This is a genomic window from Pseudomonas japonica (assembly GCF_900188455.1).
GTDB classification, from domain to species: domain Bacteria; phylum Pseudomonadota; class Gammaproteobacteria; order Pseudomonadales; family Pseudomonadaceae; genus Aquipseudomonas; species Aquipseudomonas japonica.
This window is the reverse complement of the sequence record NZ_FZOL01000001.1, coordinates 373364-400146: the sequence shown is the minus strand read 5'-3', so window position 1 is coordinate 400146 and position 26783 is coordinate 373364. Positions and strand designations below refer to the sequence as shown.

The 26783-nt window shown below is 64.6% G+C and carries 23 protein-coding genes; 7 read left to right on the top strand and 16 right to left on the bottom strand.

What is annotated here, in order from left to right; all coding sequences use genetic code 11:
* Nucleotides 1-55 precede the first annotated feature (55 nt).
* The 4 genes from cmoA to CHB99_RS01695 all read left to right on the top strand — a co-directional run bounded on the left by cmoA (nt 56) and on the right by CHB99_RS01695 (nt 4009).
* Entirely contained in the window at nt 56-799 is a 744-nt protein-coding gene (gene cmoA, locus CHB99_RS01710; protein ID WP_042122676.1) for a carboxy-S-adenosyl-L-methionine synthase CmoA, read from the top strand.
* Nucleotides 796-1752: a tRNA 5-methoxyuridine(34)/uridine 5-oxyacetic acid(34) synthase CmoB gene (cmoB, locus tag CHB99_RS01705; RefSeq protein ID WP_042122675.1), complete on the top strand. Its 957-nt coding sequence runs from the start codon at nt 796-798 to the stop codon at nt 1750-1752. Before cmoA ends, cmoB begins: the two co-directional genes overlap by 4 nt.
* A gap of 206 nt (nt 1753-1958) precedes the next feature.
* Entirely contained in the window at nt 1959-2633 is a 675-nt protein-coding gene (locus CHB99_RS01700; RefSeq protein WP_042122674.1) for a heavy metal response regulator transcription factor, read from the top strand.
* Nucleotides 2630-4009, top strand: coding sequence for a heavy metal sensor histidine kinase (locus CHB99_RS01695; RefSeq protein ID WP_042122673.1), 1380 nt, complete (start codon nt 2630-2632; stop codon nt 4007-4009). The genes CHB99_RS01700 and CHB99_RS01695 overlap by 4 nt, the downstream gene beginning before the upstream one ends.
* 132 nt (nt 4010-4141) lie before the next feature.
* On the opposite strand, the gene pdxJ is transcribed toward CHB99_RS01695, so the two are convergent.
* The 14 genes from pdxJ to rpoE form a co-directional block, all read right to left on the bottom strand.
* Entirely contained in the window at nt 4142-4885 is a 744-nt protein-coding gene (gene pdxJ, locus CHB99_RS01690) for a pyridoxine 5'-phosphate synthase (protein ID WP_042122672.1), read from the bottom strand.
* Nucleotides 4886-4929: 44 nt separating this feature from the next.
* Entirely contained in the window at nt 4930-5613 is a 684-nt protein-coding gene (gene recO, locus CHB99_RS01685; protein ID WP_042122671.1) for a DNA repair protein RecO, read from the bottom strand.
* Between the two features lie 54 nt (nt 5614-5667).
* Nucleotides 5668-6573, bottom strand: coding sequence for a GTPase Era (gene era / locus CHB99_RS01680; RefSeq protein WP_042122670.1), 906 nt, complete (start codon nt 6571-6573; stop codon nt 5668-5670).
* Nucleotides 6566-7255: a ribonuclease III gene (gene rnc, locus CHB99_RS01675; RefSeq protein ID WP_042122669.1), complete on the bottom strand. Its 690-nt coding sequence runs from the start codon at nt 7253-7255 to the stop codon at nt 6566-6568. Before rnc ends, era begins: the two co-directional genes overlap by 8 nt.
* 180 nt (nt 7256-7435) lie before the next feature.
* Nucleotides 7436-8290 carry a signal peptidase I gene (gene lepB, locus CHB99_RS01670; protein ID WP_042122668.1) on the bottom strand — a complete coding sequence of 285 codons (855 nt, stop codon included), beginning with the start codon at nt 8288-8290 and terminating at the stop codon, nt 7436-7438.
* Nucleotides 8291-8295: 5 nt separating this feature from the next.
* Nucleotides 8296-10095 (bottom strand): translation elongation factor 4, encoded by a 1800-nt coding sequence (gene lepA, locus CHB99_RS01665; protein ID WP_042122667.1) that lies wholly within the window; start codon nt 10093-10095, stop codon nt 8296-8298.
* Nucleotides 10096-10250: 155 nt separating this feature from the next.
* Nucleotides 10251-11564: a hypothetical protein gene (locus CHB99_RS01660; protein ID WP_042122666.1), complete on the bottom strand. Its 1314-nt coding sequence runs from the start codon at nt 11562-11564 to the stop codon at nt 10251-10253.
* A gap of 16 nt (nt 11565-11580) precedes the next feature.
* Nucleotides 11581-12888: a hypothetical protein gene (locus tag CHB99_RS01655; protein ID WP_042122665.1), complete on the bottom strand. Its 1308-nt coding sequence runs from the start codon at nt 12886-12888 to the stop codon at nt 11581-11583.
* Nucleotides 12889-12950: 62 nt separating this feature from the next.
* Nucleotides 12951-13832 (bottom strand): hypothetical protein, encoded by an 882-nt coding sequence (locus CHB99_RS01650; RefSeq protein WP_052419388.1) that lies wholly within the window; start codon nt 13830-13832, stop codon nt 12951-12953.
* A 62-nt stretch (nt 13833-13894) separates the two neighbouring features.
* Nucleotides 13895-17920: an RCC1 domain-containing protein gene (locus CHB99_RS01645; RefSeq protein WP_141137232.1), complete on the bottom strand. Its 4026-nt coding sequence runs from the start codon at nt 17918-17920 to the stop codon at nt 13895-13897.
* A gap of 200 nt (nt 17921-18120) precedes the next feature.
* On the bottom strand, nt 18121-19500 hold the full coding sequence (locus tag CHB99_RS01640; RefSeq protein WP_245655587.1) for a DegQ family serine endoprotease: 1380 nt from the start codon (nt 19498-19500) through the stop codon (nt 18121-18123).
* A 312-nt stretch (nt 19501-19812) separates the two neighbouring features.
* Nucleotides 19813-20778, bottom strand: coding sequence for a MucB/RseB C-terminal domain-containing protein (locus CHB99_RS01635; protein ID WP_042122659.1), 966 nt, complete (start codon nt 20776-20778; stop codon nt 19813-19815).
* Between the two features lie 25 nt (nt 20779-20803).
* On the bottom strand, nt 20804-21397 hold the full coding sequence (locus CHB99_RS01630) for a sigma-E factor negative regulatory protein (RefSeq protein ID WP_042122657.1): 594 nt from the start codon (nt 21395-21397) through the stop codon (nt 20804-20806).
* Between the two features lie 33 nt (nt 21398-21430).
* Nucleotides 21431-22012 (bottom strand): RNA polymerase sigma factor RpoE/AlgU, encoded by a 582-nt coding sequence (gene rpoE, locus CHB99_RS01625; protein ID WP_010220971.1) that lies wholly within the window; start codon nt 22010-22012, stop codon nt 21431-21433.
* A gap of 456 nt (nt 22013-22468) precedes the next feature.
* Here rpoE and nadB point away from each other — a divergent pair, with 456 nt between their 5' ends.
* Nucleotides 22469-24085, top strand: coding sequence for an L-aspartate oxidase (gene nadB, locus CHB99_RS01620; RefSeq protein ID WP_042122653.1), 1617 nt, complete (start codon nt 22469-22471; stop codon nt 24083-24085).
* On the opposite strand, the gene CHB99_RS01615 is transcribed toward nadB, so the two are convergent.
* Both CHB99_RS01615 and CHB99_RS01610 read right to left on the bottom strand, forming a co-directional pair.
* A complete protein-coding gene (locus CHB99_RS01615; protein ID WP_042122651.1) occupies nt 24054-24506 on the bottom strand; it encodes a protein YgfX in 453 nt (150 codons plus the stop codon). The genes nadB and CHB99_RS01615 overlap by 32 nt on opposite strands.
* Entirely contained in the window at nt 24490-24744 is a 255-nt protein-coding gene (locus CHB99_RS01610; protein ID WP_016498168.1) for an FAD assembly factor SdhE, read from the bottom strand. Before CHB99_RS01610 ends, CHB99_RS01615 begins: the two co-directional genes overlap by 17 nt.
* Before the next feature lie 144 nt (nt 24745-24888).
* Here CHB99_RS01610 and ygfZ point away from each other — a divergent pair, with 144 nt between their 5' ends.
* Together ygfZ and CHB99_RS01600 are read left to right on the top strand one after the other, a co-directional pair.
* Nucleotides 24889-25818: a CAF17-like 4Fe-4S cluster assembly/insertion protein YgfZ gene (gene ygfZ, locus CHB99_RS01605; protein WP_042122649.1), complete on the top strand. Its 930-nt coding sequence runs from the start codon at nt 24889-24891 to the stop codon at nt 25816-25818.
* Nucleotides 25819-25877: 59 nt separating this feature from the next.
* Nucleotides 25878-26681 carry an HDOD domain-containing protein gene (locus CHB99_RS01600; protein ID WP_042122647.1) on the top strand — a complete coding sequence of 268 codons (804 nt, stop codon included), beginning with the start codon at nt 25878-25880 and terminating at the stop codon, nt 26679-26681.
* Nucleotides 26682-26783 lie beyond the last annotated feature (102 nt).

Sequence of the window (26783 nt, the reverse complement as noted above, 5' to 3'; positions counted from 1 at the left end):
GACAGGGCAACTTGGCTAAAATGCCCGCCCTGTCCGACTGCCCCGTGATGACGCCGTGAGCAAAGAGCCCGATCGCCTGTTCGCCACTCCCCTGGCCCAGGTTCCCGATTTCACCTTCAACGAAGATGTCGTGCGGGTCTTCCCCGACATGATCAAGCGCTCGGTGCCCGGCTACCCGACCATCGTCGAGAACATCGGCGTGCTCGCCGCGCAGTTCGCCCGCCCGGATACCCTGCTCTACGACCTCGGCAGCTCCCTCGGTGCCGTGACCCAGGCCCTGCGCCGCCATGTGCGCAGCGAAGGCTGCCGGGTGCTGGCGGTGGACAACTCGCCGGCCATGGTCGAGCGCTGCACCGAGTACCTCAAGGCCCAGGACGCCATGTACCAGGAGCTGCTCCCGGTGCAGGTGATCGACGCCGACATCACCGCCCTGGAACTGCAACCGGCCTCGGTGGTGGCGATGAACTTCACCCTGCAGTTCATCGAACCGGCGGCGCGCCTGGCCCTGCTCGCGCGGATCCGCCAGGCCCTGGTGCCCGGCGGTGCGCTGATCCTCTCGGAAAAACTGCGCTTCGAAGACGCCGATGAGCAGGCCCTGCTCACCGACCTGCATATCGCCTTCAAGCGCGCCAACGGCTACAGCGAACTGGAAATCGCCCAGAAACGCAGCGCCATCGAAAACGTGATGAAACCCGACAGCCTCGAAGAACACCGCGCCCGCCTCGAGGCCGCTGGATTCTCCAAGGTGGTGCCGTGGTTCCAGTGCCTGAACTTCGCCTCTCTGATTGCCCTGCCATGATCGATCTGTCTCCCCTGGTCCGCCGTCTGGCGGGCACTCCCCTGGCCCCATGGTCGCAAGGCCTGCAGGCGCAACTCGATGCCAAGCTGGAAAAGGGTCATGGCGACCTGGAACGCTGGCAGAGCGCGCTGGATGGCCTCCCGGCCCTGACACCGAGCGGCGTCGACCTGGTCAACGGCCTGCGCCTGGACTTCGCCTGCGACGACGCCACCCGCGAACAGGCGCGCGCCGCCTTGATGGGCCTGTCGCCATGGCGCAAGGGCCCGTTCGACCTGTTCGGCGTGCATGTCGACACCGAATGGCGCTCGGACTGGAAATGGTCGCGGGTCGCACCGCACCTGGACCTGCGCGGCAAGCGCGTGCTGGATGTCGGTTGCGGCAATGGCTACTACCAGTGGCGCATGCTCGGCGCCGGCGCCGACAGCGTGATCGGCATCGACCCCAACTGGCTGTTCTTCTGCCAGTTCCAGGCGGTCCAGCGCTACCTGCCGGACCTGCCGGCCTGGCACCTGCCGTTCGCCCTGGAAGACCTGCCGCCGGCCCTGGAAGGCTTCGACACGGTGTTTTCCATGGGCGTGTTCTATCACCGTCGGTCGCCCATCGAGCACCTGCTGGCGCTCAAGGACTGCCTGCTCAAGGGCGGCGAGCTGGTGCTGGAGACCCTGGTGATCGAAGGCGACGAGAACCAGGTGCTGGTCCCGGAGGACCGCTACGCACAGATGCGCAACGTGTGGTTCCTGCCGTCGGTGCCGGCGCTGGAGCGCTGGCTGCGCCGCGCCGGGTTCCGCGATGTGCGCTGCGTCGACGTCAGCCTGACCAGCATCGAGGAACAACGCAGCACCGAGTGGATGAAGTACCAGTCGCTGAGCGACTTCCTCGATCCGCAGGATCACAGCCGGACCGTCGAGGGCCTGCCGGCGCCACGCCGGGCGGTGCTGGTGGCCAGAAAATAGGGGGAAACACGCCCCTTGTGGGAGCGAGCTTGCTCGCTCACACAACAAGCCCGCTGGATCACCTAACCCCCAAATGGCTGAAACATTACAAATCTGTAACTTACCCCTCCTTCGCAACACCCTGTCATACCATTCCCTCCCCCACCCTTGACCCTGAAGTTGCTTCAAGGTCGAGAATCGCCGCTTTTCTTCAGTTCGAGACTTTCATGCGTCTACTTGTCATCGAAGACGAAGTCCGTACCGCCGACTACCTGCAGCAGGGCCTCAGCGAAAACGGCTACGTGGTCGACTGTGCCCGCAACGGCGCCGACGGCCTGCACCTGGCCCTGCAACAGACCTACGACCTGGTCATCCTCGACGTCAACCTGCCGCAACTGGACGGCTGGACCGTGCTGCAGCGCCTGCGCGCGCAGTCGGCCACGCGGATCATGATGCTGACCGCCCACGGGCGCCTGTCGGACCGGGTCAAGGGCCTCGACCTGGGTGCCGACGACTACCTGCTCAAGCCCTTCGAGTTTCCCGAACTGCTGGCACGGGTGCGCAGCCTGTTGCGGCGCAGCGAGCAGTCGTTGCAGCCGTCGACGCTGAAGGTCGCCGACCTCGAACTCGACCCCGGTCGCCACCGCGCCTGGCGCGCCGGCCAGCGCATCGACCTGACCGCCAAGGAGTTCGCCCTGCTGCATCTGCTGATGCGCCAGAGCGGCGAGGTGCTGTCGCGCACGCAGATCATTTCGCTGGTCTGGGACATGAATTTCGACTGCGACACCAATGTGGTGGAGGTTTCCATCCGCCGCCTGCGGGCGAAGATCGACGATCCCTTCGAGGACAAGCTGATCCACACCCTGCGCGGTGTCGGCTACGTCCTGGAAGCCCGTCCATGAGGCCTGCGCGCCTGTCGCTGCGCCTGGGCCTGAGCGTGATCCTGATGGGCGCGGCACTGGTGCTGTTGCTGGCAGCGCTGGCGGTGATGGCCCTGGATCGCGAACTGGATCGGCGCGCCCGCGACCACCTCGAACGCAAGATGGAACAGATCGAACACAGCCTGAACGTCGATCTGCGGGTCAGCGACCTGCGTGCCCGCCTCCACCCGTTGCTGGACGTGGTGATGGGCCATGACAACCTGAGCCTGAGTGTGGTCGAACTCAGCCCGCGCCATCCGGCCCGGCTCAGCCTCGGCCCGGCGCTGGAGACACCGAGCAAGCCCTTGCCAATCGGCCCGCGCCTGGCCTTCAGCGAGTGGACCGACAGCCGCAACAACTCGCTGCTGAGCGCTACCCGCAGCATGCGCCTGCAAGACGGCACGGCGGTGCAGGTGCTGCTGACCCTCAATCGCAGCGAAGACCTCGACCTGCTCCACGCCTACCTGCGCTCCACCCTGTTCGCCCTGCCGCTGTTGCTGCTGCTGATCGGCGTCTGCGCCTGGAAGCTGGTGCAGCGCGGCCTGTCGCCCCTGCGCCGGTTTCGCCGCATCGCCGAGCAGGTGTCCGCCCAGGACCTCGGCCACCGCCTGCCGGAAACCCGGTTGCCGCAGGAACTGCAGACCCTGGCGCGGAGCATCAACGTCATGCTCGATCGCCTGGAAAACGGCGTCCAGCAGTTGTCCCAGTTCTCCGACGACCTCGCCCACGAGCTGCGCACGCCAATCAGCAACCTGATGGGTCGGGCCCAGGTCACCCTCAGCCGCGAGCGGCCGACGACGGATTACAAGGTAGCCCTGGAAGACAGCATCGAGGAACTGACCCGCCTGAGCCGGATCATCACCGACATGCTGTTTCTCGCTCAGGTCGAGCAACCCCTCATGAAGATGCAGCTCAACCCGGTCGCTCTGGACGACGAGGCGCGGCGGGTGGCGGAGCTGTTCGATATCAGCGCGGAAAGCCGCGGGATCGCCTTGAAGGTCAGCGGCTGGGGCATGGTGAGTGGCGATCGACTGATGGTGCAGCGGGCGTTATCGAATCTGTTGAGCAATGCCATCAGGCATGCGCCCGAGGACAGCGTGGTGCGTATCGGTATCGGCGCGCGGGACGATGGCCTGCATTGCTGGGTGGAAAATGGCGGACCGGGGATAGCCACGGAGCACTTGCCCCATCTGTTCGAGCGTTTCTATCGGGTGGGCAGCGGCCGCTCGCGGCTGGATGGCGGGACCGGGCTGGGACTGGCGATCGTGCGCTCGATCATGCAGGTGCATGGCGGACGGGTCGAGGTGAGCAGTTCGCTGGAAGGGCCGACGCGGTTCAGTCTGGTCTTTCCGGGGTGAGCGGGTGAGCCTGTAGGAGCTGGCTTGCCTGCGAAAGGACCGCGCAGCGGTCCCAGACTTCACCGCCATCGGGGACCGCTGCGCGGTCCTTTCGCGGGCAAGCCCGCTCCTACAGCGCCACGCCGAAGTCAGTCAGCCGCGGCTTGCCGCCAGGATCAGCGCCTTCATCTCCGCCACGGCACCCTTGAAGCCAACGAACAGCGCATGGGCCACCAGCGCATGGCCGATGTTCAGTTCGTTGATCCCCTTGATCGCCGCCACGGCCTCGACATTGTGGTAGTGCAGGCCATGTCCGGCATTGACGATCAGGCCCTGGCCCAGACCAAAGGCCACGCCGTCGGCGATGCGCTTGAGTTCGTCGGCTTCCTCGGCCGGGGTGTGCGCGTCGGCATAGCGCCCGGTATGCAGCTCGATCGCCGGCGCACCGACCCGGCGCGAGGCTTCGATCTGGCGCTCGTCTGCGTCAATGAACAGCGAGACTTCCGAACCCAGACGCGACAGGCGTTCCACCGCCGCCTTGATCCGTGCCTCCTGGCCCGCCACGTCGAGGCCGCCCTCGGTGGTCAGTTCCTGACGGGTCTCCGGCACCAGGCAGATATGCGCCGGACGGATGCGCTCGGCGAACGCCATCATTTCCTCGGTGACGCCCATCTCGAAGTTCATGCGGGTCTGCAACACGTCCTTGAGCACCAGCACGTCGCGCTCCTGGATATGCCGGCGATCTTCGCGCAGGTGCACGGTGATGCCGTCGGCACCCGCCTCTTCGGCATCCAGCGCGGCCTTGACCGGGTCGGGGTATCGGGTGCCACGGGCCTGGCGCAGGGTCGCCACGTGGTCGATGTTGACGCCGAGAAGGATGCGGTTGCTGTGAGTCACGAAGAAGCTCTCCTGAAAGTTGAGCCCGACAGCATACGACGAGCTCAACGCTTGCGAAACAGTTCCCGGCTGACCAGGGGCCGGCCGCCCAGATGAACGGCCAGGGCCTGGCGCATCAGGCGCTTGGCCGCGCTCAAGGCGCCGGGTGCGTCCCAGTCGGCGCTGGCCATGGCCGCCAGCTCGACACCGCTGAACAACCCCGGCTGCAGCAGGTAGACCCGCTCCAGCCCGGCATCCACCTGCAGGCGGTACCAGCCATCCGGCACCAGGGCATCGCCATTGATGTCCTGGTCGAGGGCGAAGGCATAGCCCAGTTCATCCAGCAGGCGCCATTCGAAGCTGCGCAGCAGCGGTTCCAGCGGCCGCCCGGCACCCAGCGCCTGCAAGGTCGCGGCGTAGTGCTCGAACAGCACGGGATGGGGATCTTCCGCCGGCAACAGGCGGATCAGCAGCTCATTCAGGTACAGCCCGCTGAACAGTGCATCGCCATGCAGCCAGGCGGCGACGCCGATGCTGTCCAGGCGACCGACGTTCTTCAGTTCGCCACGTCCGCGCAGTTCCACTTCCAGCGGCACGAACGGCCGCGCCAGGCTGCCACCCTTGCCACGGGCCCGGCGCATGACCGCGCGGAACCGTCCCTGCGGGGTGAGGAAATCCACCAGGGCGCTGGTTTCGCGGTAGGCGCGGTTGTGCAGGACGTAGGCCGGCTGGGCGTCTGGCTGTTCCATGATCGGCTTCGGAGAAAAGTTGGCCCGGCAGCGGACGCCGCCGGGCGCGGGGGCTTACAGGTCGCCGTAGCCCAGCGAACGCAGGGCGCGCTCGTCGTCGGACCAACCGCCCTTGACCTTGACCCAGAGGTTGAGCATGACCTTGGCGTCGAACAGCACTTCCATGTCCTTGCGCGCCTCGGAACCGATGCGCTTGATGCGCTCGCCCTTGTCGCCAATGATGATCTTCTTCTGTCCGTCGCGTTCCACCAGGATCAGCGCGTGGATGTGCAGGACATGGCCCTGCTGCTTGAATTCCTCGATTTCCACGGTGATCTGGTACGGCAGCTCGGCGCCGAGCTGGCGCATGATCTTCTCGCGCACCAGCTCGGCGGCGAGGAAGCGGCTGCTGCGGTCGGTGATCTGGTCTTCCGGGAAGAAGTGCTCGTTCTCCGGCAGGTGCTTGGCGATCAGGCCTTCCAGGGCGTCGAGATTGTGCCCCTGCTGCGCGGAAATCGGCACGATCTCGGCGTTCGGCAGTTGCTCCTGCAGCCATTGCAGGTGCGGGATCAGCTCGGCCTTCTCCTCGATGCGGTCGGTCTTGTTGATCGCCAGGATCACCGGGCCCTGCACGTACTGCACGCGCTCGAGCACCAGTTGGTCCTCATCGGTCCAGCGGGTGCGGTCGACCACGAAGATCACCACGTCGACGTCCTTCAACGCCGCCGAGGCGGTCTTGTTCATGTAGCGGTTGAGCGCCTTTTCGTTGCTCTTGTGCATGCCCGGGGTATCGACGTAGATCGCCTGGATATCGCCCTCGGTCTTGATCCCGAGCATGTTGTGACGGGTGGTCTGCGGCTTGCGCGAAGTGATCGCCAGCTTCTGCCCGAGGATATGGTTGAGCAGCGTCGACTTGCCCACGTTGGGACGGCCGACGATGGCGACGTAGCCGCAACGGGTGGTGTTCAGTTCTTCAGTCATTGCCATTCTCCACGCCCAGGGCGATCAGTGCCGCGGCGGCTGCCACCTGCTCGGCGATACGCCGGCTGACACCCTGCCCCCGGCTCTTTTCGGTCAACAGGGTCACTTCGCACTCGACGAAGAACGTCCGGCAGTGCGGCTCGCCCTGGATATCCACCACTTCATAGCGGGGCAGTTCGCAGGCCCGCGACTGGAGGAATTCCTGCAGACGGGTTTTCGGGTCCTTGTTGGTGTCGACCAGGGTCAGGCTGTCGAACTCGCCGGCCAGCCAGGACAGCACGCGCTCGCGGGCGGTCTGCATGTCGGCGTCGAGGTAGATCGCACCGATCAATGCCTCCAGGGCATCGGCGAGGATCGACTCGCGACGGAAACCGCCGCTTTTCAGCTCGCCCGAGCCCAGGCGCAGGTAGTCGCCCAGCTCGAAGCCGCGGGCCAGCAGGGCCAGGGTCTCGCCCTTCACCAGACGCGCGCGCAGGCGCGACAGCTGGCCTTCACGGGCCTGGGGAAAACGCTCGAACAGGGCTTCGCCGGCGACGAAGTTGAGGATCGCATCGCCAAGAAACTCCAGGCGCTCGTTGTTGCGCCCGGCGAAGCTGCGATGGGTCAGGGCCAGCAGCATCAGCTCCTGGTTCTTGAAGGTGTAGCCGAGCTTGCGCTCGAGGCGACTCAGGGAAGGGCTCACGGTGTACCCACGCGATGTTCTTGGTGGTTCAGAAAAGCGTTGTTCAAATGCAGATCCTGAAAAACGGTATGGAATCATGCCTGCTGGCCTGCAGGGCCGGGAGCCGCTGCCGGGCCCCTCGATACAGCCTATGCCAGAAAAGCATTCGGCGCCGTCCCGAGGGACAGCGCCGTGAAGGTGCTACTTGATCAGCCCTACCCGCGACAGGCTCGGGAAGTGGCTGAGTTTCGGCTCCGGCCAGCTCATCCACACGGCAAAGGCCTTGCCGACGATGTTCTGGTCAGGAACCATGCCCAGCAGCTCCTTGGGAATCGACGGATCGTCCCAGTAGCGGCTGTCGTTGGAGTTGTCGCGGTTGTCGCCCATCATGAAGTAGTGCCCGGCGGGCACCGTCCACTGCTGGTCGGCCGGTACGTTGTAGCGGCTCATCTGCTTGCGGATCAGGTGCTCGGCCTCGCCGAGTTTCTCCTTGTACAGCTCCGCGCTGCCCAGGGTGCCCGGCTCGGCGCCGACCAGTTGCTCGGCGACCAGTTGACCATTGACGTACAGGCGCTTGTCGCTGGTGTAGCGCACCTGGTCGCCCGGCAGGCCGACCACGCGCTTGATGTAGTTGACGTTCGGGTCGCTCGGGTAGCGGAACACCATCACATCGCCGCGTTGCGGATCACCGACCTCGATGACCTTCTTGTCGATCACCGGCAGGCGAATGCCATAGGAGAACTTGTTGACCAGGATGAAGTCGCCCACTTCCAGGGTCGGTTTCATCGATCCCGAAGGGATCTGGAATGGCTCGACCAGGAACGAACGCAGCACCAGCACGATGAACAGCACCGGAAAGAACGACTTGCCGTACTCGACCAGCAACGGCTCCTTGTTCAACTGCTCGACCACCGCCATCTCGGGCTGGCTGACGCTGCCCTGGTAGGTGGCGATCGCTGCCCGCCGGCGCGGTGCCAGGAACAGCAGATCGAGCAGCGCCAACAGCCCACAGACAGCGACTGCAATGACAAGCAACAGCGGGAAATTTAGTGACATAGGACCTAGCTATCCAAGCGGAGCACGGCGAGGAAGGCTTCCTGTGGAATCTCCACGTTGCCCACCTGTTTCATGCGTTTCTTACCAGCCTTCTGTTTCTCCAACAGTTTGCGCTTACGGCTCACGTCGCCACCGTAGCACTTGGCCAGTACGTTCTTTCTGAGTGCCTTGACCGTGGTCCGGGCAACGATCTGGCCGCCAATGGCTGCCTGGATCGCCACATCGAACATCTGCCGAGGGATCAGTTCCTTCATCTTCTCGGTCAACGCGCGACCTTTGTAGTGCGCGTTGTCACGGTGAACGATCAATGCCAGGGCATCGACCTTGTCGCCGTTGATCAGTACATCGAGCTTGACCAGGTTGGCCGACTGATAACGGTCGAAATGGTAATCCAGCGAAGCATAGCCACGACTGGTGGATTTGAGGCGGTCGAAGAAGTCCAGCACCACTTCGTTCATCGGCAGGTCATAGCGCACCTGCACCTGCGAACCGAGGAACTGCATGTCGCGCTGCACGCCGCGTTTCTCGATGCACAGGGTGATGACGTTGCCCAGGTGCTCCTGCGGCACCAGGATGGTCGCGGCGACGATCGGCTCGCGGAAGTCCTCGACCGAGGACACGTCCGGCAGCTTCGACGGGTTGTCGACGTAGATGGTTTCGCCGGTCTTGAGCTTGACCTCGAAGATCACGCTCGGCGCGGTGGTGATCAGGTCCAGGTCGTATTCGCGCTCCAGGCGCTCCTGGATGATCTCCATGTGCAGCATGCCGAGGAAGCCGCAACGGAAGCCGAAGCCCAGGGCATCGGAGCTTTCCGGGGTGTACTGCAGCGACGAGTCGTTCAGGGTCAGTTTCTGCAACGCATCACGAAAATCTTCGAAATCGTCGGAACTGACGGGGAACAGGCCGGCATAAACCTGTGGCTGGATCTTCTTGAAGCCGTCCAGCACAGCGACTTCCGGGGTCGAGGACAGGGTCAGGGTGTCGCCTACCGGCGCGCCGTGGATGTCCTTGATGCTGGCGATGATGAAGCCTACTTCACCGGCCTTGAGGTCGGCGGTGGCGGTGTGCTTCGGCGTGAACACGCCGACGCTGTCGACCAGGTGCACCTTGCCGGTGGACTTGACCAGGATCTTGTCGCCCTTCTTCACGCGGCCGTGACGCACGCGGACCAGGGACACGACGCCCAGGTAGTTGTCGAACCAGGAGTCGATGATCAGCGCCTGCAGCGGCGCATCGATCTCGCCTTCCGGCGCCGGAATGGTCTGCACCAGGCGCTCCAGCACCTCGTTCACGCCCATGCCGCTCTTCGCCGAGCAGGCCACGGCGTCGGTGGCGTCGATGCCGATGATCTTCTCGATTTCTTCCTTCACGCGGTCCGGATCGGCCTGCGGAAGGTCCATCTTGTTCAGGACCGGCATGACTTCCAGGCCCTGCTCGATGGCGGTGTAGCAGTTGGCGACCGACTGCGCCTCGACGCCCTGACCGGCATCGACCACCAGCAGCGCGCCTTCGCAGGCGGCCAGGGAACGGCTGACTTCATAGGTGAAGTCGACGTGACCGGGGGTGTCGATGAAGTTCAACTGGTAGGTTTTGCCGTCGCCGGCCTTGTAATGCAGGGTGACGCTGTGGGCCTTGATGGTGATCCCGCGTTCACGCTCCAGGTCCATGGAGTCGAGGACCTGCGCTTCCATCTCGCGGTCGCTCAGGCCACCGCACATCTGGATGAACCGGTCAGCCAGGGTCGACTTGCCGTGGTCAATGTGGGCGATGATGGAGAAATTGCGGATATGACTCAAATCACTCACGGATCAACACTCAAAAAGGCCGCGGGCCGGACGCCCGCCGAAAAATAGCCGGGAATTGTACCTGATGCCGAAGGGTTATGGGAGATTCCGTTAGCCGGACACCACCGCGCCGCGACGACCGCCCGCTTTGCACGGGCGGCCGGTCACACGCTGGCTCAGGGCAGCGCCTGCACCGCGGGATCGAACGAGAATACCGAGCCCGCCGGCGCGCTGAGGTCGATCAGCACGATGACCAGAAACCTGCCGGTAACCTGGGCGTAGTCGCGCTGGATGTACTGGGCGCCCGCCACCCCGGCCGGCTGCTCCCAGTTATAGAAGAAGGCTTCCAGCGGCAGTTGCAGCGGTATGTCCAGTGGCCAGGGCGTGATGATGAGTTCGTTCCAGTTGGTGGCCGTCCAGTTCTGGTTGAAACGTACCTGGTTGTTCAGGTGAAACGCCTGGGCACTGGGCCCCAGGCTGCAATCACGGGCATAGGTATTGTTGGGGTAATGGCGCCGATAGTCGTCCAGGGTGTGGATGCCCTTCAGGCTGCAATCCGGCCGGCAGCGGTCGGGCGCGCCGGTGCCGGCGTCACCGGCGTATTCGCAGCGCAGGGTCAGCGGATGGACGGCCGGGTAGTTCAGTTCGCGAACGATGAAGCCCTGTGCGTAATAGATGCGCCGCGAACCGAGGTCCTTGCGCAGGTAGGAAAACGACACGCCCTTGTCGGCAATGGCATTCGGCTTGGGGTTCCACGACGGCGGCGGGCCGGGCACGGTGCCGCGGATCAGCACGCCGTTGCAATAGTGCGAGGCCTCGCCGCCGGGGCAGGCCGCCGCGTCATCCTGGTAACGCTGATTGAGCCGCGCCGCCACCTGGTAACCGATGTACACCTGCTCGCGGAGATCGAAACCGAAGGGGGTCTGCCCGTCGCTGCTGTCCAGGCGCAGTACCGGCAGCCATTCCCCGGTGGCCTGGAACCACGCCCGCTGGTCGCGCAGCGCCGCGACCAGGCCGCCGGGCTGGCGGACATCGTGATACACCGCGACGATCGGCAACTGCCCCGGCGGCGTGGCATTCCAGTTGCGCACCAGCAGTTCCGGTGGCCGGTTCATGCCGTCGTCGCCCTGCAACTGGTAGTCCTTGTCCTGGCCGATGGCGGTGAAGCGGTCGGCGAACAGGTAGCCGCTCATCTGCGTCAGCGGGCCGGGCGTGATATCGCGGCGCAGGTAGTCGAAACGCTCCGCCCCTCGGGCGACGGCCTCCGGGCCATGGGTCCAGAACGGTTCGGGATCGCTGGCCTGGACTTGCTTGAGCATCACGCCGCTGCAGTAGTACGCCGAGTGATTGTCCACGCACCGATCGGGCGTGCTGTTCCAGGACTGGTTCAGGCGCAGGGCCAGTTCCGGCCCGGTGAGGGCCCAGCCCGGCTGGGCAGCCAGGTACAGGCAAAGCAGCGCCAGGCAACGCCGCCAGAATGGTCCGCGCATGGGGTACTCCTCTCGCTCAGTAGCTCTGGTCCGCCGGCACGTAGACGAACTTCGCGCCTGCCGCGCTCAGGTCGACCCGCACGATGGGCATGAAACGCACGGTTTCCTGAAGGAAGTCGTTCTGGATGTAGCGCGCACCGTTCAACCCGCTGCCGCCCTCCCAGAAGAACGCCTCGATCGGCAGTTGGCTCGGAATGTCCTGCGGCCAGGCGCCGATGATCAGTTCGTTGTGCCCATTGGCCCAGCTCTGCCCGACCCGGACGTCGGTATTGAGCTGGATTTCGGCCGGTGTATCGAGGAACGTGCAACTCCCTCCGGGGCCGGAGTTGTACTTGGCCCTCCACGCCGCGACCGTGGTGATGTTCTCCGACTTGCAACTGGCCCGGCAGCTGTTGGGAATGGTGCTGGTACCGGCATTGGCCGGGTAGGCGCAACGAAACCTCACGGAATGGGCAGCCGGCCTGCCCAGTTCGTGAAAGATCAGGCCCTCGGTGCCGACCACCCCGGTGGTGCCGACGTCGCTGCGCACCAGGGTGAACGACACACCGTCGCGCGATACCGAGTTCGGGCTGGGATTCCACGAGTGGAAGGCGGCGCCGAAGCCGGTCCCGCGAATGATCACACCGTTGCAGTACAGCGCCGAACGCCCGCCAGGACAGGTCGAAGCGGTATCGGCGAAGCGCCGGTTGATCCGGTCCGCCACCTGGTAGCCGTAGTACAGCTGGTCCCGCAGCTCGAAACCGAACTGTTGCCCCGGACTCCCGGCGGCGTCGAAACGCAGTACCGGCAACCAGTCACCGGTGGCCTCGAACCAGTCGAGCTGATTGCGCAGTGCCAGCTTCAACCCCGCCATCGAGCGGTAATACAGGGCCTGCACCGGCAACAGCGTGGGCGGCAATGCCGCCCAATTGAGCACCAGCAACTCCGGCGGCCGGTTCATGCCATCGTCGCCCTGCAACTGGTAGTCCTTGTCCTGGCCGATCGCGGTGAAGCGGTCGGCGAAGATATAGCCGCTGTCCTGGGCCAGAGGCCCCGGCGTGATATCGCTGCGCAGGAAATCGAAACGCTCGGCACCACGCCCGATCGCATCCGGTCCATGGCTCCAGAACGGCACGGGGTCGGTGGCCAGGGTCTGCTTGAACATCACTCCGCTGCAGTAATACGCGGCACGATTGTTCACGCAACGATCCGGGGTGCTGACATAGGCCTGGTTCAGCCGTTGAGCGACTTCCGGCCCACTCAGGGCATGGGCCTGCAGTCCACCCAGACCGAGCAGCAGGCAAAGGGATAGCGTGCCGCACAGATGCAGCAGAAATTTGCTCATGTTCCTGTCTCCCGGGTGACCGCCGTCAGTTCACGGCAGCCATCCGCGAAAATGTTGAAGGGTCAGCCGTGCAGCACCCCCACCACCTGCAGCAGGGACGTGATGTCCATGCCCTCGGCGGCGCCGCTGTTGAGGTCGTAGGTATTGGCGGTACCCGCGCCGATGACCGTGCCCCAGACCGGATAGTCCGGCAGGTTCAGGTAGAAACCGATCGGCAGCGGGTAGAACACCTTCAGCCGGGCAAAATCCGCCACCGAGGGCAGGGTCAGGCCGGTATCCCGGCACAGCCGGTCGGCCCCGGACCAGTCCGCCGCACTGCTCAGCACATGCAGTTCGTCGATGCCCTTGATCGTCAGCTGGTAGCTGGACGGTCCCGAAGGCGCGCCGCTGGCGGTGATGGAGACCGCGCCATTGCTCAGCGCGGTGACGATGCCGAGGTGATCCACCCGGGCGATCGTCTCGTCACTGCTGCCGTAGCCGGTCGCACCGGGCAAGACCCGCTGCATGCGGGTGAAGGCCGGCAGTTCCTCGGGCGGCCGGGCCTGCGAGTTGGTGTAGGCGACCAGGTAGTTGTGCGGCGACAGGTCGAACTCCACCACACCGGAGAAGCCTTCCGCGAGCGTGAAACTCATGGGGTGGGAGTCGCCGACGTTGGTCACGCTGTAGCTCACCGTGACGTCCTTGCCGGTGTTGTCCACCAGGATGTCCTTGGGAATCTGCACCGTGACGGGCCGGCCGTGGGGGCCAAGCAGCCGTTCGATGAAAAACAGAACCGTGTCGGCGTCGTCACGCAGGTACACGGTCAGGGTTTCGTCGGCCCAGTCCGTGCTCACCTCGAGGACATGCACATTGGCGCCAGCCTCGGGCACGCTGTTGGGGTCCAGTTCGCCATCGAGCACACCTTCGACGCTGGGCGCGGCCAAATCCAAATTTCGCGTATTCATCTGTTCGTTCCTCCAAGCGCGGCCCCGGTGCGGCAGGCACCGGGGCCGCGGGCGCCCGAAGCTCAGGCCTTGCGCTGCCGGCTGGCGGCAGTCGGGTCGAGACGCTCGGCCTCCTCGGCCGAGAGCACACGGCTGTAGGTCAGCTTGCCGGTCAGGTCCGGCTGGACGTCGGAGCTGTCGCCGCCCCCCTTCGGCACGCCCCAGGTGACCACCCGGCCGTCGCTGGTCAACGCAGTGAAGCCATGGCTGTTGGCGTAGATCGCCCGTACGTTGGTCAACTGCGCAACCACGCCCGAGGTATCGCCGCCCGTGGCCGGCGCGCCCCAGGCGACCACCGTGCCGTTGCGCCGCAACGCGGCGAAGCTCCAGGCACTGCCCACCACCGAGACGATGTCGGAGAGCGTGGGAATGTCGTCCCCCAGGTCGCCGCCGTTGGTTGGGTTGCCCCAGGCCACCACGTGGCCGTTGGCGCGCCGGGCGCACATGGCATGCCAGGTGCTGGTGATCTCGACGTAGTCCTTGATCGCCGTGATGTCGGAGTCCGGATTGCCACCATGGGAATCCGCGCCCCAGGCCTGCAGGCCACCGTCATCGAGCAGAACGCTGAACGCCTGGGCCGTGGCGCCGCCCAGCGCCTTGACATTGGTCAGCCCGGCGACCTTCTCGGCATTGCCACCGTAGCTTTCGTGACCCCAGGCGATCACCGTCTTCGACCCACCCGCGTCACGCAGCGCGGCGAACGCCCCGTAGTTGCCCGCCACCTGCTTGATGTTGCCGAGCGCTTCCTGGCCCTCCTTCATCTCGCCGCCCATGGCCGGATCCCCCCACGCCACCACATGGCCCGTTGCGCGCCGCGCGGCGAAGGCCAAGGCGGCCCCGGTCACGTCGACGTAGTCCTTGTGCGCCTTGACCGCGTCCGTCACCGGCACGCCATGGGTAGTGGGCCCCCACGCATGCAGCGAGCCGTCGCTCAACTGGCCGACGAAGGCCAGGGCGTTGCAGCGGATCAGGGTGAAGTCGCCATTGATATCCAGATTCGGCGCACCGCCCCAGCGCGTCGCGTAGCCATCCCGCAGGCGCGCCACGCAGCCATTGCTGCTGGCGGTGATCTCGACGACGTTCTTGATGGTGATCTGCGTCGCCGAGAGGTCGCCGCCAAAGGCGGGATTACCCCAGGCGCGCATGTCCACCTCGTCCTCGGCACCGACCCTGACCTCGTCGCGCATGCAGGCGAAGGCCGCGTCGCCGTTGGCGGTGGTGTCGATGCCGGTACCGACGACATTGCACGGGCGCACTTCGACGGTCTGGCTGTCACTACGCACGTAGAGCTTCAGCCACGGCTTGTTGTCGAACCAATGGGTGCGCGCTGTCCAGTGGTCCTCGTCCTCGTAGCGCCACTCGGCGAGCAGCGGCCGCAAGGTAGTGTCGTGGAAGGCACTGATCATCCGTGGCGCGCTGGACGCCCGGTAGGTATTGGCGTTGTAGCGCGCGCCCATGACCCGCAACGGCCCGGAGCCGACCTCGCGGTTGACGTAGTAAGTGACGGAGCCGGAAGACTCCACCGGCCCACCCCCCTTGCGCTGGATCTCATAGGCGAGGTCGAAGTCGACACCTTCGCTGGCGTTGATCACCGTATACGGAATGGTGACCTGCACCGGTTGCCCGTCACCTCCAGGCGGCACGGGATAGGGAATGCTGGTACTGCCACCCGCGACGGTGCTGGTGACGATCACGGTCACGGTGTCGTCCGCCTTGAGCTGGGCGGCGGCACTGATACGCACAGTGGCCCCGTCCAGGACATCGTCCGGATTGAGCTGATCGCCCTCGGCCTGGAGGATGGACGGCAACGGCAGCACCGCGCGCTGCACACTCAGGGTCACCGCGCCGGAAACCGGTGCGCCGCCAGCCTGCCGGAATACCTGGTAGGTCACCACCACGGTGCCTTCGGCATTGGCCTCGACGAACTTGTAGTCGACGGTCAGGTCGAAGGGCTTGCCAACATGCTCCGGGAGTACCCACCTGTTGACCTTGGTAACGCCTCCCGCCTTGTCGCCCTGCCAGCTCACCTCCACCTCATCACCGTTCAACAGTTCGGCCTCGACCGGAATCCGCACTGTCGCGCCGTCCAGGGCATCGGCAGGGTTGAGGATGTCGTTGACCGCCTCCACCACGATCGGCAACGGCAGGTCACCCGCGCTGGCGCCGACGCTGAAAAAGGTGACGGCCGAGATCCGGTCCGGATCGCCCGGGCTTTCCACCCGGTACGACAGTTCGATGTCCTGGCCCAGGTATTCCTCGACCTTGCTGCTTTCCAGACGGAACACCACCTCCTTGCCCTCCATTGGCGGGCTGATCGGCATGTAGTCAGTCAAGCCGTCACCGCTGCTGGCGCTCCAGATCATGCGAACCGTCTGCCCGTCCCTCATCCCCGGATAGGGTGAAATGACGATTTCCAGGTACCCCGGCAGGGCCTCGGGATCGAGCACGCCACTGTCCACCGGCGGCCGGGTGGACGGCGCCGGCAGTTCGAACTGGGCTTCGCCCACCTGCAGCAGTTCGGACTCGGAGTTCAGTGTCGGCCCCTGGAACTTGGCCAGCCGGTAGGAGATCGTGACGCGACCGCCATTCAACGGCGCGATGAACTTGGCGCCATCGACGGTGAAGTGCATCGGCTTGCCGGCACCGCTACCGCTCACGCCCAGGCTGTCTTCATGCAAGACCGCGCTGCCGTTGGAGCGGGTACCCAGCCAGGTCAGGAATACCACGTCGCCCGCCCCCAGGGCCTCGCCGGGAACGGTGACGATGGTCTGCGCCAGGGTCGGGTCGAGCACGCCGTTGACCGAATCCTCCGTGTAGGGTTTCGGCAGCCCCTTCTCGGTGCCGAGGAAGGTCACGAAATCGCGCTTGGACACACCCTCGGGACTGCCTTCACGGGCGACCCTGAACGAAGCGACGCCACGTCCTTGAGCCAGGTTGCGCACGTCGGCATTGGGAATGTCGAAGAGCAGCCTCATGGGAATCCGCGTCACCGTTTTCGGCGGCGGCTCGACGGTCACCGACTCACCCTGCCCGCTGGTGCCCACCCACTTCAGGCTGATCACATCGTCGATCTGCAGATCCCCCTCGTTCGCGGCATAGACTTCCACTTGCAGATCGTTTTCGCCGAGCTTGTCGAGATCGATGACGTCGTAGGGATCGGCCTCTTCATCGGGGTTCAGGATATTCGGGGCATGGAACAGTCCCTCGCCGACCTCGACCTCGATGATACGGCGCATCGACCAGTCGCTGGACTGGTTCTGTACCTCGTCGTGGACCCGGTAGGTCAGTATCAGTTCATCGGAGTCGCCCGCCTCCAGGATCGTCTCTTCGGTCACCAGGATCACCACCGAGCCGTTCCCTGCCTCGGTCTGGGTCACTTCGTGCTGGAGGAACACGCCGCCCCAGCTCAGGGTGATCACGTCGTACACACGCATGTTCGGGTAGCCCGGGATCGTCACGGCGATCCCGTTCTTGGCCGCCTCCTCGTCGACGATGCCACCCGGCGGCAGGTCGGGCTCTGGCGGCAGCAGGTTCTGGTGGCCGGGCGCATCCGGCTCGGGATCGATGCCGCCCGGCTTTTCGGTGCGCACCAGGATCCCCAGCGGTTCGGACTCGCCACCGTTGCCACCGCCCTCGCGGGTGACCGTGCAATACAGGTCATGGAGCCCTTCCGGCACACGGTCCGACGGCACGAAGATCGGGAAGTTCTCGCCTACGTCCCCCTGCCCCACCAGACCGGATGTCACCGGTAAGCTGTCATCACCCCAGAACACCTTGATCCAGTCGTTCTCCGCCATGTTCTGGTAAGCCTGGATAATCACCAGCAGGCCCGAGACATTGGAGGTGAGCATGGCCTCGTTGACGCCACCAAAGGCACCTTCCGTCTGTACCGGGCGGATAAGGTTGGGGATATTCACAGGGTCGAGGGACTGGACATTGCTGTCGCGGCGCGAAGGTGTCGCCGCAAGGAATGCGCGGGCATCCTCGTTGTACTGGCGAAGACGGATAGTCAGGACGGATGGGTCGGTGGGGTGTTGGGAACTGGCCATGGGCATTCTCCGATCATGTCGAACCCGGTGGACGTGCCTCGCGGCACGGATGAGGTTGAGCTGATTGAAGAGCCAAGTGCCGGGGCGGCACAACTGACAGAAATAACAGGTAGCCGGGCAAAGCCAGGCAATTCAAGGGATTGCAGCGGTCACAAAAAAGGGCAGCCGAAGCTGCCCTTTTCCATGCGAGTTGCCGAAGGTTATTCGGCGAGCTTGAAGGTGATGAAGCTGGCACGGCCCTGACGCAGAACGCGCATGGATACCGAGCGGTTCTTCGGCAGGTCCTTGGCGATTTCGGTGAATTCCTTGGCCGAGGTGATCGCCTGGTTGTTCAGGTGGCTGATGACATCGCCCGGACGCAGGCCGATCAGGGCAGCCGGACCGTCCTGGACGTCCTTGATCACTACACCACCCTGCAGTTCGAGGGTCTTCTTCTGCTCGGCGGTCAGGTCCGACACGGTCACGCCGAGGCGGTTGCTGCTGCGCTCGACCGAGCCGCTCGGGCTGGTGGTGACTTCCTGGTCTTCGTCCGGCAGCGCGCCGATGGTCACGTCGAGGTTCTGGCGCTTGCCGTTGCGGATGATTTCCAGCTTGGCCTTGGCACCGTCCTTCAGGCCACCGACCAGGTGCGGCAGGTCGGCCGACATGATGATCGGCTGGCCGTTCAGGCTGAGGATCACGTCACCCACCTGCAGGCCGCCCTTGGCCGCCGGGCCGTCTTCCAGGACCTGGGCCACCAGGGCACCGGCCGGCTTGTCCAGACCGAAGGATTCGGCCAGGTCCTTGTTGACCTCCTGGATCACCACGCCGAGCCAGCCGCGGCTGACCTTGCCGTCTTTCTTCAGCTGGTTGGACACGTCCAGCGCCACATCGATCGGGATGGCGAACGACAGGCCCATGAAGCCGCCGGAGCGGGTGAAGATCTGCGAGTTGATGCCGACCACTTCACCGTTCATGTTGAACAGCGGGCCGCCGGAGTTGCCCGGGTTGATCGCCACGTCGGTCTGGATGAACGGCACATAGGTGTCGTTCGGCAGGGTGCGGCCCTTGGCGCTGACGATACCCTTGGTCACCGAGTGGTCGAAACCGAACGGCGAGCCGATGGCCAGGACCCATTCGCCGACTTTCAGCTTCGACGAGTCACCCAGTTTCACGGTCGGCAGGTTCTTGCCCTCGACCTTGAGCAGGGCCACGTCGGTGCGCGGGTCGGTGCCGACCAGCTTGGCCTGCAGCTCGCTGCGGTCGGAGAGACGGACGATGATCTCGTCGGCGTCGGCGATCACGTGGTTGTTGGTCAGGACATAGCCGTCATCGGAAATGATGAAGCCCGAGCCCAGCGACTGCGCTTCACGCTGGCGGTCACCGCGTGGCGAGCGAGGCTGCTGCGGCAGGCTGCGCTCGAAGAACTCGCGGAACATCGGCGGCAAGCCTTCGAGGTCAGGCATCTGCCCCTGGGCGTACTTGCGATCCGGCAGCTTCTGCTTGGTGCTGATGTTCACCACCGCCGGCGAGGCCTGCTCGACCAGGGTGGTGAAGTCCGGCAGGGCTTCGGCTTGCGCGGTCGCCATCTGACCGAGCATGAGCACGGCGGCGAACAGCGATAGATAGGATTTCAAGCGTGGTATCGACATACGGCTCCCGTCACAACGAGCGTGGTTAAGCGGTAGGGACCTGCCAATGAAAAAGGCCCGGCGGCAACCCGAAGGCTGCGACCAGGCCTGGAACATCGGCATCTCTTGAGGCTGCAACAGCAGGAAAGGCCAGACCCGCGAGGGCCTGACCTATAGAAAATTCTTGATGGTTTTGCAAACTTGAAGGCTTACCAATCATGTCAGCGGCTCTGGGACATGCCTTTCATCCTTTGTCATCCTTGTACACTGCAACACCGGTCGTCACTGGCTGGCCTGAGCGTCCTGCGGGCGCATCGACAGGGCCACGCGCTCGGCGGTACCGATGGGAATCTCGCCGACCACCGTCACCATCACTTCACCCCTGGGCGTGGTCAGTTGCCGCGACACGGCGACCGTCGGCCCCAGCTGGGTGCGGGTGTCGAGACCGCCACCGCCATCCAGCGCCTCCAGGAACACCGAGAAACGCGCGAGGCCGTCGTCATACATCAGGCTGCTGACATTGTGCTTGCCGTCGACATCCTTGCGTACATTGCTGTTGACCAGTTCGAAACCCGGCGGCAGCCATTCCGAACGCCAACCGGCCACGGCCTCGGGGGCCTGCGCGCTGACCTGGGCCACGGGCCGGCAGTTGCTGCTTGGCTTGAGCTGGCTTTCCTCGGGGATGTCGCGGGTGTCCAGACGGGTGAACTGGAAGCGCTCCAGCAGCTGTTCCTTGTCGTTGATCAACAGGGATTTCAGCGGCAGCGCGGTTTCCCGGTCCAGGTGCAGCTCGAAGGCATAGCGGTGCTGGTCACGGGGGCGCAGGGTGATGATCACCACATCACGCCCGGCTACCCTGGACTGCCCGGCGACTGCCAGGTCATACCAGCTCATCAGCTTCAGAGGATCGAGCACACGTGCCGACGATTGCGTCGCATTGCCGACTCCCGACACCAGGGCCCCGCTCACGCACTGGGTATGGCCATCCACGCGCACGACTTCCTGAGCCGGACCATCGAGCTGCAACAACCGCTCGCTGACCTTCCCATCCTGGACTCGATGCCAGATATCGTGAGTGGAAAAACTGCCATTGCGTTCGTAGACGAAAGTGCCCTGGTAACTCTGCTCCTGCTCGGACCTGGCCAGACGATTGAGCCAGTCGGCGGCATCGGTCGACGAATTGGCGGCGTGAGCCGGCAAGGTCATGAAGCCGCTGAGCAAGAGCGGTATGAGAGGTAGCGCGCGCATGATCCTCCTTCAGGTGTTCTGGGTCCTAGCGGTTTTCCAGGCTGGCCGCGCGGGCATAGGGCAGCGCGCTTTCAGTACCTTTCACGGCAGCTTCCTGGGCATGTTGGCGCAGGTAGCCCGGCAGACGCTGGTCCTGCCAGCCGCTCTGACCTTGCAGCACGCCATTGGCCATCGGGCCAGGGGCCTGCTCGGAGCTTTCACTATAGCCTGCCAGAACCGCCGGGCCCTGAACTTGCGGTGCGACCAGGCCCTGCGGGGTCGGTTGCTGCGCCGCCAGTTGCGCACCGGTGATCTCGTCCTGGTTGTACAGACGCACACCCGCCAGTACCGCCAGGGTGACCGACGCGGCAACCGCCAGGCGGCCTACGCTGCGCCATGGGCCGCGAGCGACCTTGACCGGCGTGGCCTCGTCGGCCAGCGCGGCGGAGACTGCCGAGGCGATGTCCAGCTGGGGCAGCAGCAGTTCCTTGTGCATCGCTGCACGGGCAACCTGATAGCGCGACCAGGTGGCACGGGTTTCGGGGTCGTCGACGGCATTCAATACCCGACGCAACTCCAGTTCGTCCGCTTCGTTATCCATCACCGCGGACAGCGATTCCTGCAAAGCTTCACGACTCATGGCGGTGTTCCTCTCTTGGCTGTCGCCGCTGTCTCAGGTTTCCTGCAACAACGGCTGCAGGGCTTTGTCTATGGCCTCCCGAGCGCGGAAGATTCGAGAGCGCACGGTACCCACCGGACACTGCATGACGCTGGCAATGTCCTCGTAACTCAGACCATCGAATTCACGTAAAGTTAACGCCGTACGCAAATCTTCTGGCAGTTGCTGGATGGTTCGATGGACGGTGCCTTCGATCTCATCGCGCAACAGCGCGCGTTCGGGGGATTCGAGATCCTTGAGGCCATGATCGCCGTCGTAAAACTCTGCATCCTCGGAACTTACATCGCTGTCCGGTGGCCGCCGACCGCGGGACACCAGATAGTTTTTCGCCGTGTTGATCGCAATGCGGTACAGCCAGGTGTAGAAGGCGCTGTCGCCACGAAAATTGCCAAGTGCACGGTAGGCCTTGATGAACGCTTCCTGCGCAACATCCTGGGCCTCATGGGTGTCGTGCACGAATCGCACGATCAACCCGAGAATCTTGTGCTGATACTTCAGCACCAACAGATCGAACGCTCGCCTGTCGCCGCGCTGCACGCGCTCGACAAGCTGCTGATCCTCTTCCTGGGTTAGCATGAACACTCCTCGGTGAACCTGGAGGAGTCTCGCATCTGCCAGCGTTCAGGCTTGCAACCATAGACTCGGGCTTTTTGCAAAAGTTCTCCCCCTCCAGACAAGTTTCCTGCGGCCCTTGAACGACTCGCACGAAAACGCAGCACGGTCCTGACCGGCTGCGTCGATAAATCAGTCTTCTATACATGGGCAACCGCTCAAACCGGCTGTTGCCTCCTGCCATCACGGCTGCTGACTCACAGGCAACCCCCTATGGATACGCACGATTCCCGGAAAGTTCCCACACGCGGCAGGCAGAACCGTGTATGACATGGAAATCAGGGCATCGAGACTGCTATAAAGGCAGCCCACCCAGATTCACGATAGTTTCACAATGCCATAAACGCTTGACCATTGTGCCGAGTCCACTGCCCTTATTCCAGTGTCCTACGTGGTCGCCCCGCGCGGAAAATCCAAGACATGAGCCAACAATTCCAACATGACGTCCTCGTGATCGGCAGCGGTGCCGCGGGCCTGAGCCTGGCCCTGAACCTGCCTTCGCACCTGCGCATCGCCGTCCTGAGCAAGGGCGATCTGGCCAACGGCTCGACGTTCTGGGCGCAAGGCGGGGTCGCCGCGGTGCTGGATGACACCGACACCGTACAGTCCCACGTCGAAGACACCCTCAATGCCGGCGGCGGCCTGTGCCACGAAGACGCCGTGCGTTTCACCGTCGAGCATAGCCGCGAGGCGATCCAGTGGCTGATCGACCAGGGCGTGCCATTCACCCGCGACGAACACGCCAGCGTCGACGACGGCGGTTTCGAGTTCCACCTGACCCGCGAGGGCGGTCACAGCCACCGACGCATCATCCACGCCGCCGACGCCACCGGCGCGGCGATCTTCAAGACCCTGCTCGACCAGGCGCGCCAGCGGCCGAACATCGAATTGCTGGAACAGCGCGTGGCGGTGGACCTGATCACCGAGCGGCGCCTGGGTCTTGCCGGCGAGCGCTGCCTCGGCGCCTACGTGCTCAACCGCGCCAGCGGCGAAGTGGATACCTACGGCGCGCGCTTCACCGTGCTGGCCACCGGCGGCGCGGCCAAGGTCTACCTCTATACCAGCAACCCCGACGGCGCCTGTGGCGACGGCATCGCCATGGCCTGGCGCGCCGGTTGCCGGGTCGCCAACCTGGAATTCAACCAGTTCCACCCGACCTGCCTGTATCACCCGCAGGCCAAGAGCTTCCTCATCACCGAAGCCCTGCGCGGCGAGGGTGGACTGCTCAAGCTGCCCAACGGCGAACGCTTCATGGAACGCTTCGACCCGCGCGCCGAACTGGCACCGCGGGATATCGTGGCCCGGGCCATCGACCATGAAATGAAGCGCCTGGGCGTCGACTGCGTGTACCTGGACATCAGCCACAAGCCGGCGGACTTCATCAAGAACCACTTCCCCACCGTCTACGAACGCTGCCTGACCTTCGGTATCGACATCACCCGCCAGGCCATCCCGGTGGTACCGGCGGCCCACTACACCTGCGGCGGGGTCATGATCGATCAGGATGGCCGCACCGACGTGCCCAGCCTGTATGCCATCGGCGAGACCAGCTTCACCGGCCTGCACGGTGCCAACCGCATGGCCAGCAACTCGCTGCTGGAGTGCTTCGTCTATGGCCGCTCCGCCGCCGCCGACATCGTCGCCCAACTGGACCGGGTGAACATGCCGCAAGCCCTGCCCTGCTGGGATGCGAGCCAGGTCACCGACTCGGACGAGGATGTGATCATCGCGCACAACTGGGACGAACTGCGGCGATTCATGTGGGACTACGTCGGCATCGTGCGTACCAGCAAGCGCCTGCAGCGGGCCCAGCATCGCGTGCGCCTGCTGCTCGACGAGATCGACGAGTTCTACAGCAACTACAAAGTCAGCCGCGACCTGATCGAGCTGCGCAACCTGGCCCAGGTCGCCGAACTGATGATTCTCTCGGCCATGCAGCGCAAGGAATCCCGCGGCCTGCACTACACCCTCGACTATCCGGGGCTGCTGCCCGAGGCGCTGGACACTATCCTGCAGCCGCCCACCTTCGCCGACTGAACTTCAGGCGCACGCGCAGGCGCCGGTGCTGCACCGGTTCCAGCGCGTCATGGCCGATGCACTGACTGCGGGCGAAAAACTGCCCGGGCCGTCGAAAACGCAGGATCACCAACCCCGGCAGCGCCACGCTGTCGGGGCGCAGCTGCACCTGATGCCAGCCCCGGGCAGTGCTCCACAGGTGCCAGCCATGGGCATCGCGGCGCAGACCGGTAATGGCCTCGGGATGGGTCAACAGGATGTGCCGGGGGATGATCCAGATCGCATGGACCAGGCACAGGGCGAGGCCAACGCAGGAGAGAAACAGAGGCACCGCCAGCAGCAGCGATGCCGCGCTGGCCAGTGTCAGACAGGCGAGGTAAACCGCCAGCAGGACCTTCGAGCCCCGCCAGCGGCACTCGAAGCGATCACTTGGGCTGGACACGGTCCAGAATGATGCGGACCATGCGCTGCAGCTCCGGGTCTTCCGATTCGGTGCGCTCCATGAACCAGCCGAACATGTCCTGGTCTTCACAGCTCAACAGACGTACGTACAGCTCGCGATCCGTCTCGTTCAGGGTCGAGTAGACCTCCTGGGTGAAAGGTACCAGCAGTACGTCCAGCTCCAGCATGCCGCGACGGCTGTGCCAGAACAGGCGGTTGAGTTCAGTTTGTTCGACCATGGGGCCCTCCTCGAATAGGCGGCCAGTATACAGACGGAACCCGCGATGGGCACACGGCGTTGGTCGAGTGGGTGGTGAGGCTGCTACCTATTTTGCCGATGGCACTCTATGATGGCCGCCAGTCTTGATTACCTGCGATGAACCATGGCCGATTCCGCTTTTTTCTGCACCCTGTCCCATGAAGGCATCCTCGCCGTGCGCGGTTCCGACGCCGGCAAGTTCCTGCAAGGTCAGCTGACCTGCCATATCGGTTATCTCAACGAACACACCTCCAGTCTTGGCTCGCGCTGCATGCAGAAGGGCCGGATGCAGTCGAGTTTTCGCATCCTGCCGGAGGGCGACGGTTTCCTCCTGGCCATGACCCGCGAACTGCTCGAACCACAACTGGCCGACCTGAAGAAGTACGCGGTGTTCTCCAAGGCCAAATTGACCGACGAGAGCGCCGCCTGGGTCCGCTTCGGCCTCGACCGGGGCGAAGCCGCCCTCGCCGCGCAGGGCATCGAAGTCCCTGACGAAGCCGGTGCCACCGTGCGCCATGACGGCCTGATCGCCATCAACGTGTCGCCGCGGCGTGTCGAACTCTGGGTTCCCGCCGAACGCGCCGACGCCGTGCGCGCGCAGCTCGCCGCCAGCCTGGCGCAGGGCGAGCTGGACGACTGGCTGCTGGGGCAGATCCGCGCCGGTATCGGCCAGGTCATGGAGCAGACCCGCGAGCTGTTCATCCCGCAGATGATCAACCTGCAGGCGGTCGGTGGCGTGAGCTTCAAGAAAGGCTGCTATACCGGACAGGAAATCGTCGCGCGCATGCAGTACCTGGGCAAGCTCAAGCGTCGCCTGTACCGCCTGGCCCTGAGCGAAGGGCAGATGCCGGCGCCAGGCAGCGAGATCTTCTCGCCGACCCACGCGTCATCGGTGGGTGAAGTGGTGCTGGCCGCCCGCGGCGAGTTGCTCGCGGTACTGACCGCCGATTCGGTGGAAGACGGCAACCTGCACCTGGGCAGCCTCGAAGGCCCGCGCCTGAGCCTGCTGGACCTGCCCTACGAACTGGACCGCGACCGCGAGATCCAGCGCTGAGCCCGCCCTGCCCCGCCGCGTACCGGCGGGGCCATCCCTGAACGCGGGAGAGAAACACCATGAACACGCTGGCCAGGATGGTGCAAACGCAGTTGCTGCGCGCCATCGACAATGACGACCTGGTCCTGCCGACCCTGCCCGAGGTCGCCATGAGCATCCGCGAGGCCGCGGAAGACACCGAGATCAGCGTCGCCACCCTGAGCAAGGTCATCGGCCGCGACGCCGCCCTGGCCGCGCGCCTGATCAAAGTGGTCAACAGTCCGTTGCTGCGGGCGATCACCGAGGTCACCGACCTGCAGACCGCGATCACCCGCCTCGGGGTGAACTACAGCTGCAACCTGGCGATCGGACTGGTGATCGAGCAGATCTTCCATGCCCGCTCGGAAGCGGTGGGGCAGAAGATGCGGGAAATCTGGGCAAAAAGCCTTGAAATCGCCGGCATCAGCTATGAACTGAGTTCGCGCTACACCGACCTCAAACCGGACCAGGCGGCCCTGGCCGGGCTGGTCCACCAGATCGGCGTGCTGCCGATCCTGACCTATGCCGAGGAGCACAACGAACTGCTCTCGGACCCGGTCTGCCTGAACCATGTGATCGAGCAGATCCATCCGGAGCTGGGCGACAAGATCCTCAGTGTCTGGGAGTTCCCCGAGCAACTGGCGAACCTGCCGGGAGAGGTGCAGAACCTGGAACGGCGTTCGGCGCGGATCGACTACGTGGACATCGTGCAGATCGCCCAGGCGTTGAGCGAAAGCGCTGGACGCCCGTTGCGCGACATGCTGGCGCTGCGCCACCTGACGGTGCCGGCGGGCGGCTTGCTGTCCGACGAGGATCTGCTGGATGCGCAGCGGATGTTCAGATAGAAGCCTTCTACCGCCCCGTAGGAGCGTGGCTTGCCCGCGAAAGGACCGCAACGCGGTCCCCGATAACGCTGAATTCTGGGACCGCGTTGCGGTCCTTTCGCG

What these genes read in the sequence shown, in the direction of transcription:
- CHB99_RS01610 (WP_016498168.1), bottom strand. Translation starts at nt 24,744, where the DNA reads ATGGTCGAACAAACTGAACTCAACCGCCTGTTCTGGCACAGCCGTCGC.
- nadB (WP_042122653.1), top strand. Translation starts at nt 22,469, where the DNA reads ATGAGCCAACAATTCCAACATGACGTCCTCGTGATCGGCAGCGGTGCC.
- CHB99_RS01650 (WP_052419388.1), bottom strand. Translation starts at nt 13,832, where the DNA reads ATGAATACGCGAAATTTGGATTTGGCCGCGCCCAGCGTCGAAGGTGTG.
- era (WP_042122670.1), bottom strand. Translation starts at nt 6,573, where the DNA reads ATGACTGAAGAACTGAACACCACCCGTTGCGGCTACGTCGCCATCGTC.
- cmoB (WP_042122675.1), top strand. Translation starts at nt 796, where the DNA reads ATGATCGATCTGTCTCCCCTGGTCCGCCGTCTGGCGGGCACTCCCCTG.
- CHB99_RS01695 (WP_042122673.1), top strand. Translation starts at nt 2,630, where the DNA reads ATGAGGCCTGCGCGCCTGTCGCTGCGCCTGGGCCTGAGCGTGATCCTG.
- CHB99_RS01600 (WP_042122647.1), top strand. Translation starts at nt 25,878, where the DNA reads ATGAACACGCTGGCCAGGATGGTGCAAACGCAGTTGCTGCGCGCCATC.
- CHB99_RS01640 (WP_245655587.1), bottom strand. Translation starts at nt 19,500, where the DNA reads ATGCTCGGTCAGATGGCGACCGCGCAAGCCGAAGCCCTGCCGGACTTC.
- lepB (WP_042122668.1), bottom strand. Translation starts at nt 8,290, where the DNA reads ATGTCACTAAATTTCCCGCTGTTGCTTGTCATTGCAGTCGCTGTCTGT.
- ygfZ (WP_042122649.1), top strand. Translation starts at nt 24,889, where the DNA reads ATGGCCGATTCCGCTTTTTTCTGCACCCTGTCCCATGAAGGCATCCTC.
- CHB99_RS01630 (WP_042122657.1), bottom strand. Translation starts at nt 21,397, where the DNA reads ATGAGTCGTGAAGCTTTGCAGGAATCGCTGTCCGCGGTGATGGATAAC.
- recO (WP_042122671.1), bottom strand. Translation starts at nt 5,613, where the DNA reads ATGGAACAGCCAGACGCCCAGCCGGCCTACGTCCTGCACAACCGCGCC.
- CHB99_RS01645 (WP_141137232.1), bottom strand. Translation starts at nt 17,920, where the DNA reads ATGGCCAGTTCCCAACACCCCACCGACCCATCCGTCCTGACTATCCGT.
- rpoE (WP_010220971.1), bottom strand. Translation starts at nt 22,012, where the DNA reads ATGCTAACCCAGGAAGAGGATCAGCAGCTTGTCGAGCGCGTGCAGCGC.
- CHB99_RS01655 (WP_042122665.1), bottom strand. Translation starts at nt 12,888, where the DNA reads ATGAGCAAATTTCTGCTGCATCTGTGCGGCACGCTATCCCTTTGCCTG.
- CHB99_RS01635 (WP_042122659.1), bottom strand. Translation starts at nt 20,778, where the DNA reads ATGCGCGCGCTACCTCTCATACCGCTCTTGCTCAGCGGCTTCATGACC.
- CHB99_RS01660 (WP_042122666.1), bottom strand. Translation starts at nt 11,564, where the DNA reads ATGCGCGGACCATTCTGGCGGCGTTGCCTGGCGCTGCTTTGCCTGTAC.
- CHB99_RS01700 (WP_042122674.1), top strand. Translation starts at nt 1,959, where the DNA reads ATGCGTCTACTTGTCATCGAAGACGAAGTCCGTACCGCCGACTACCTG.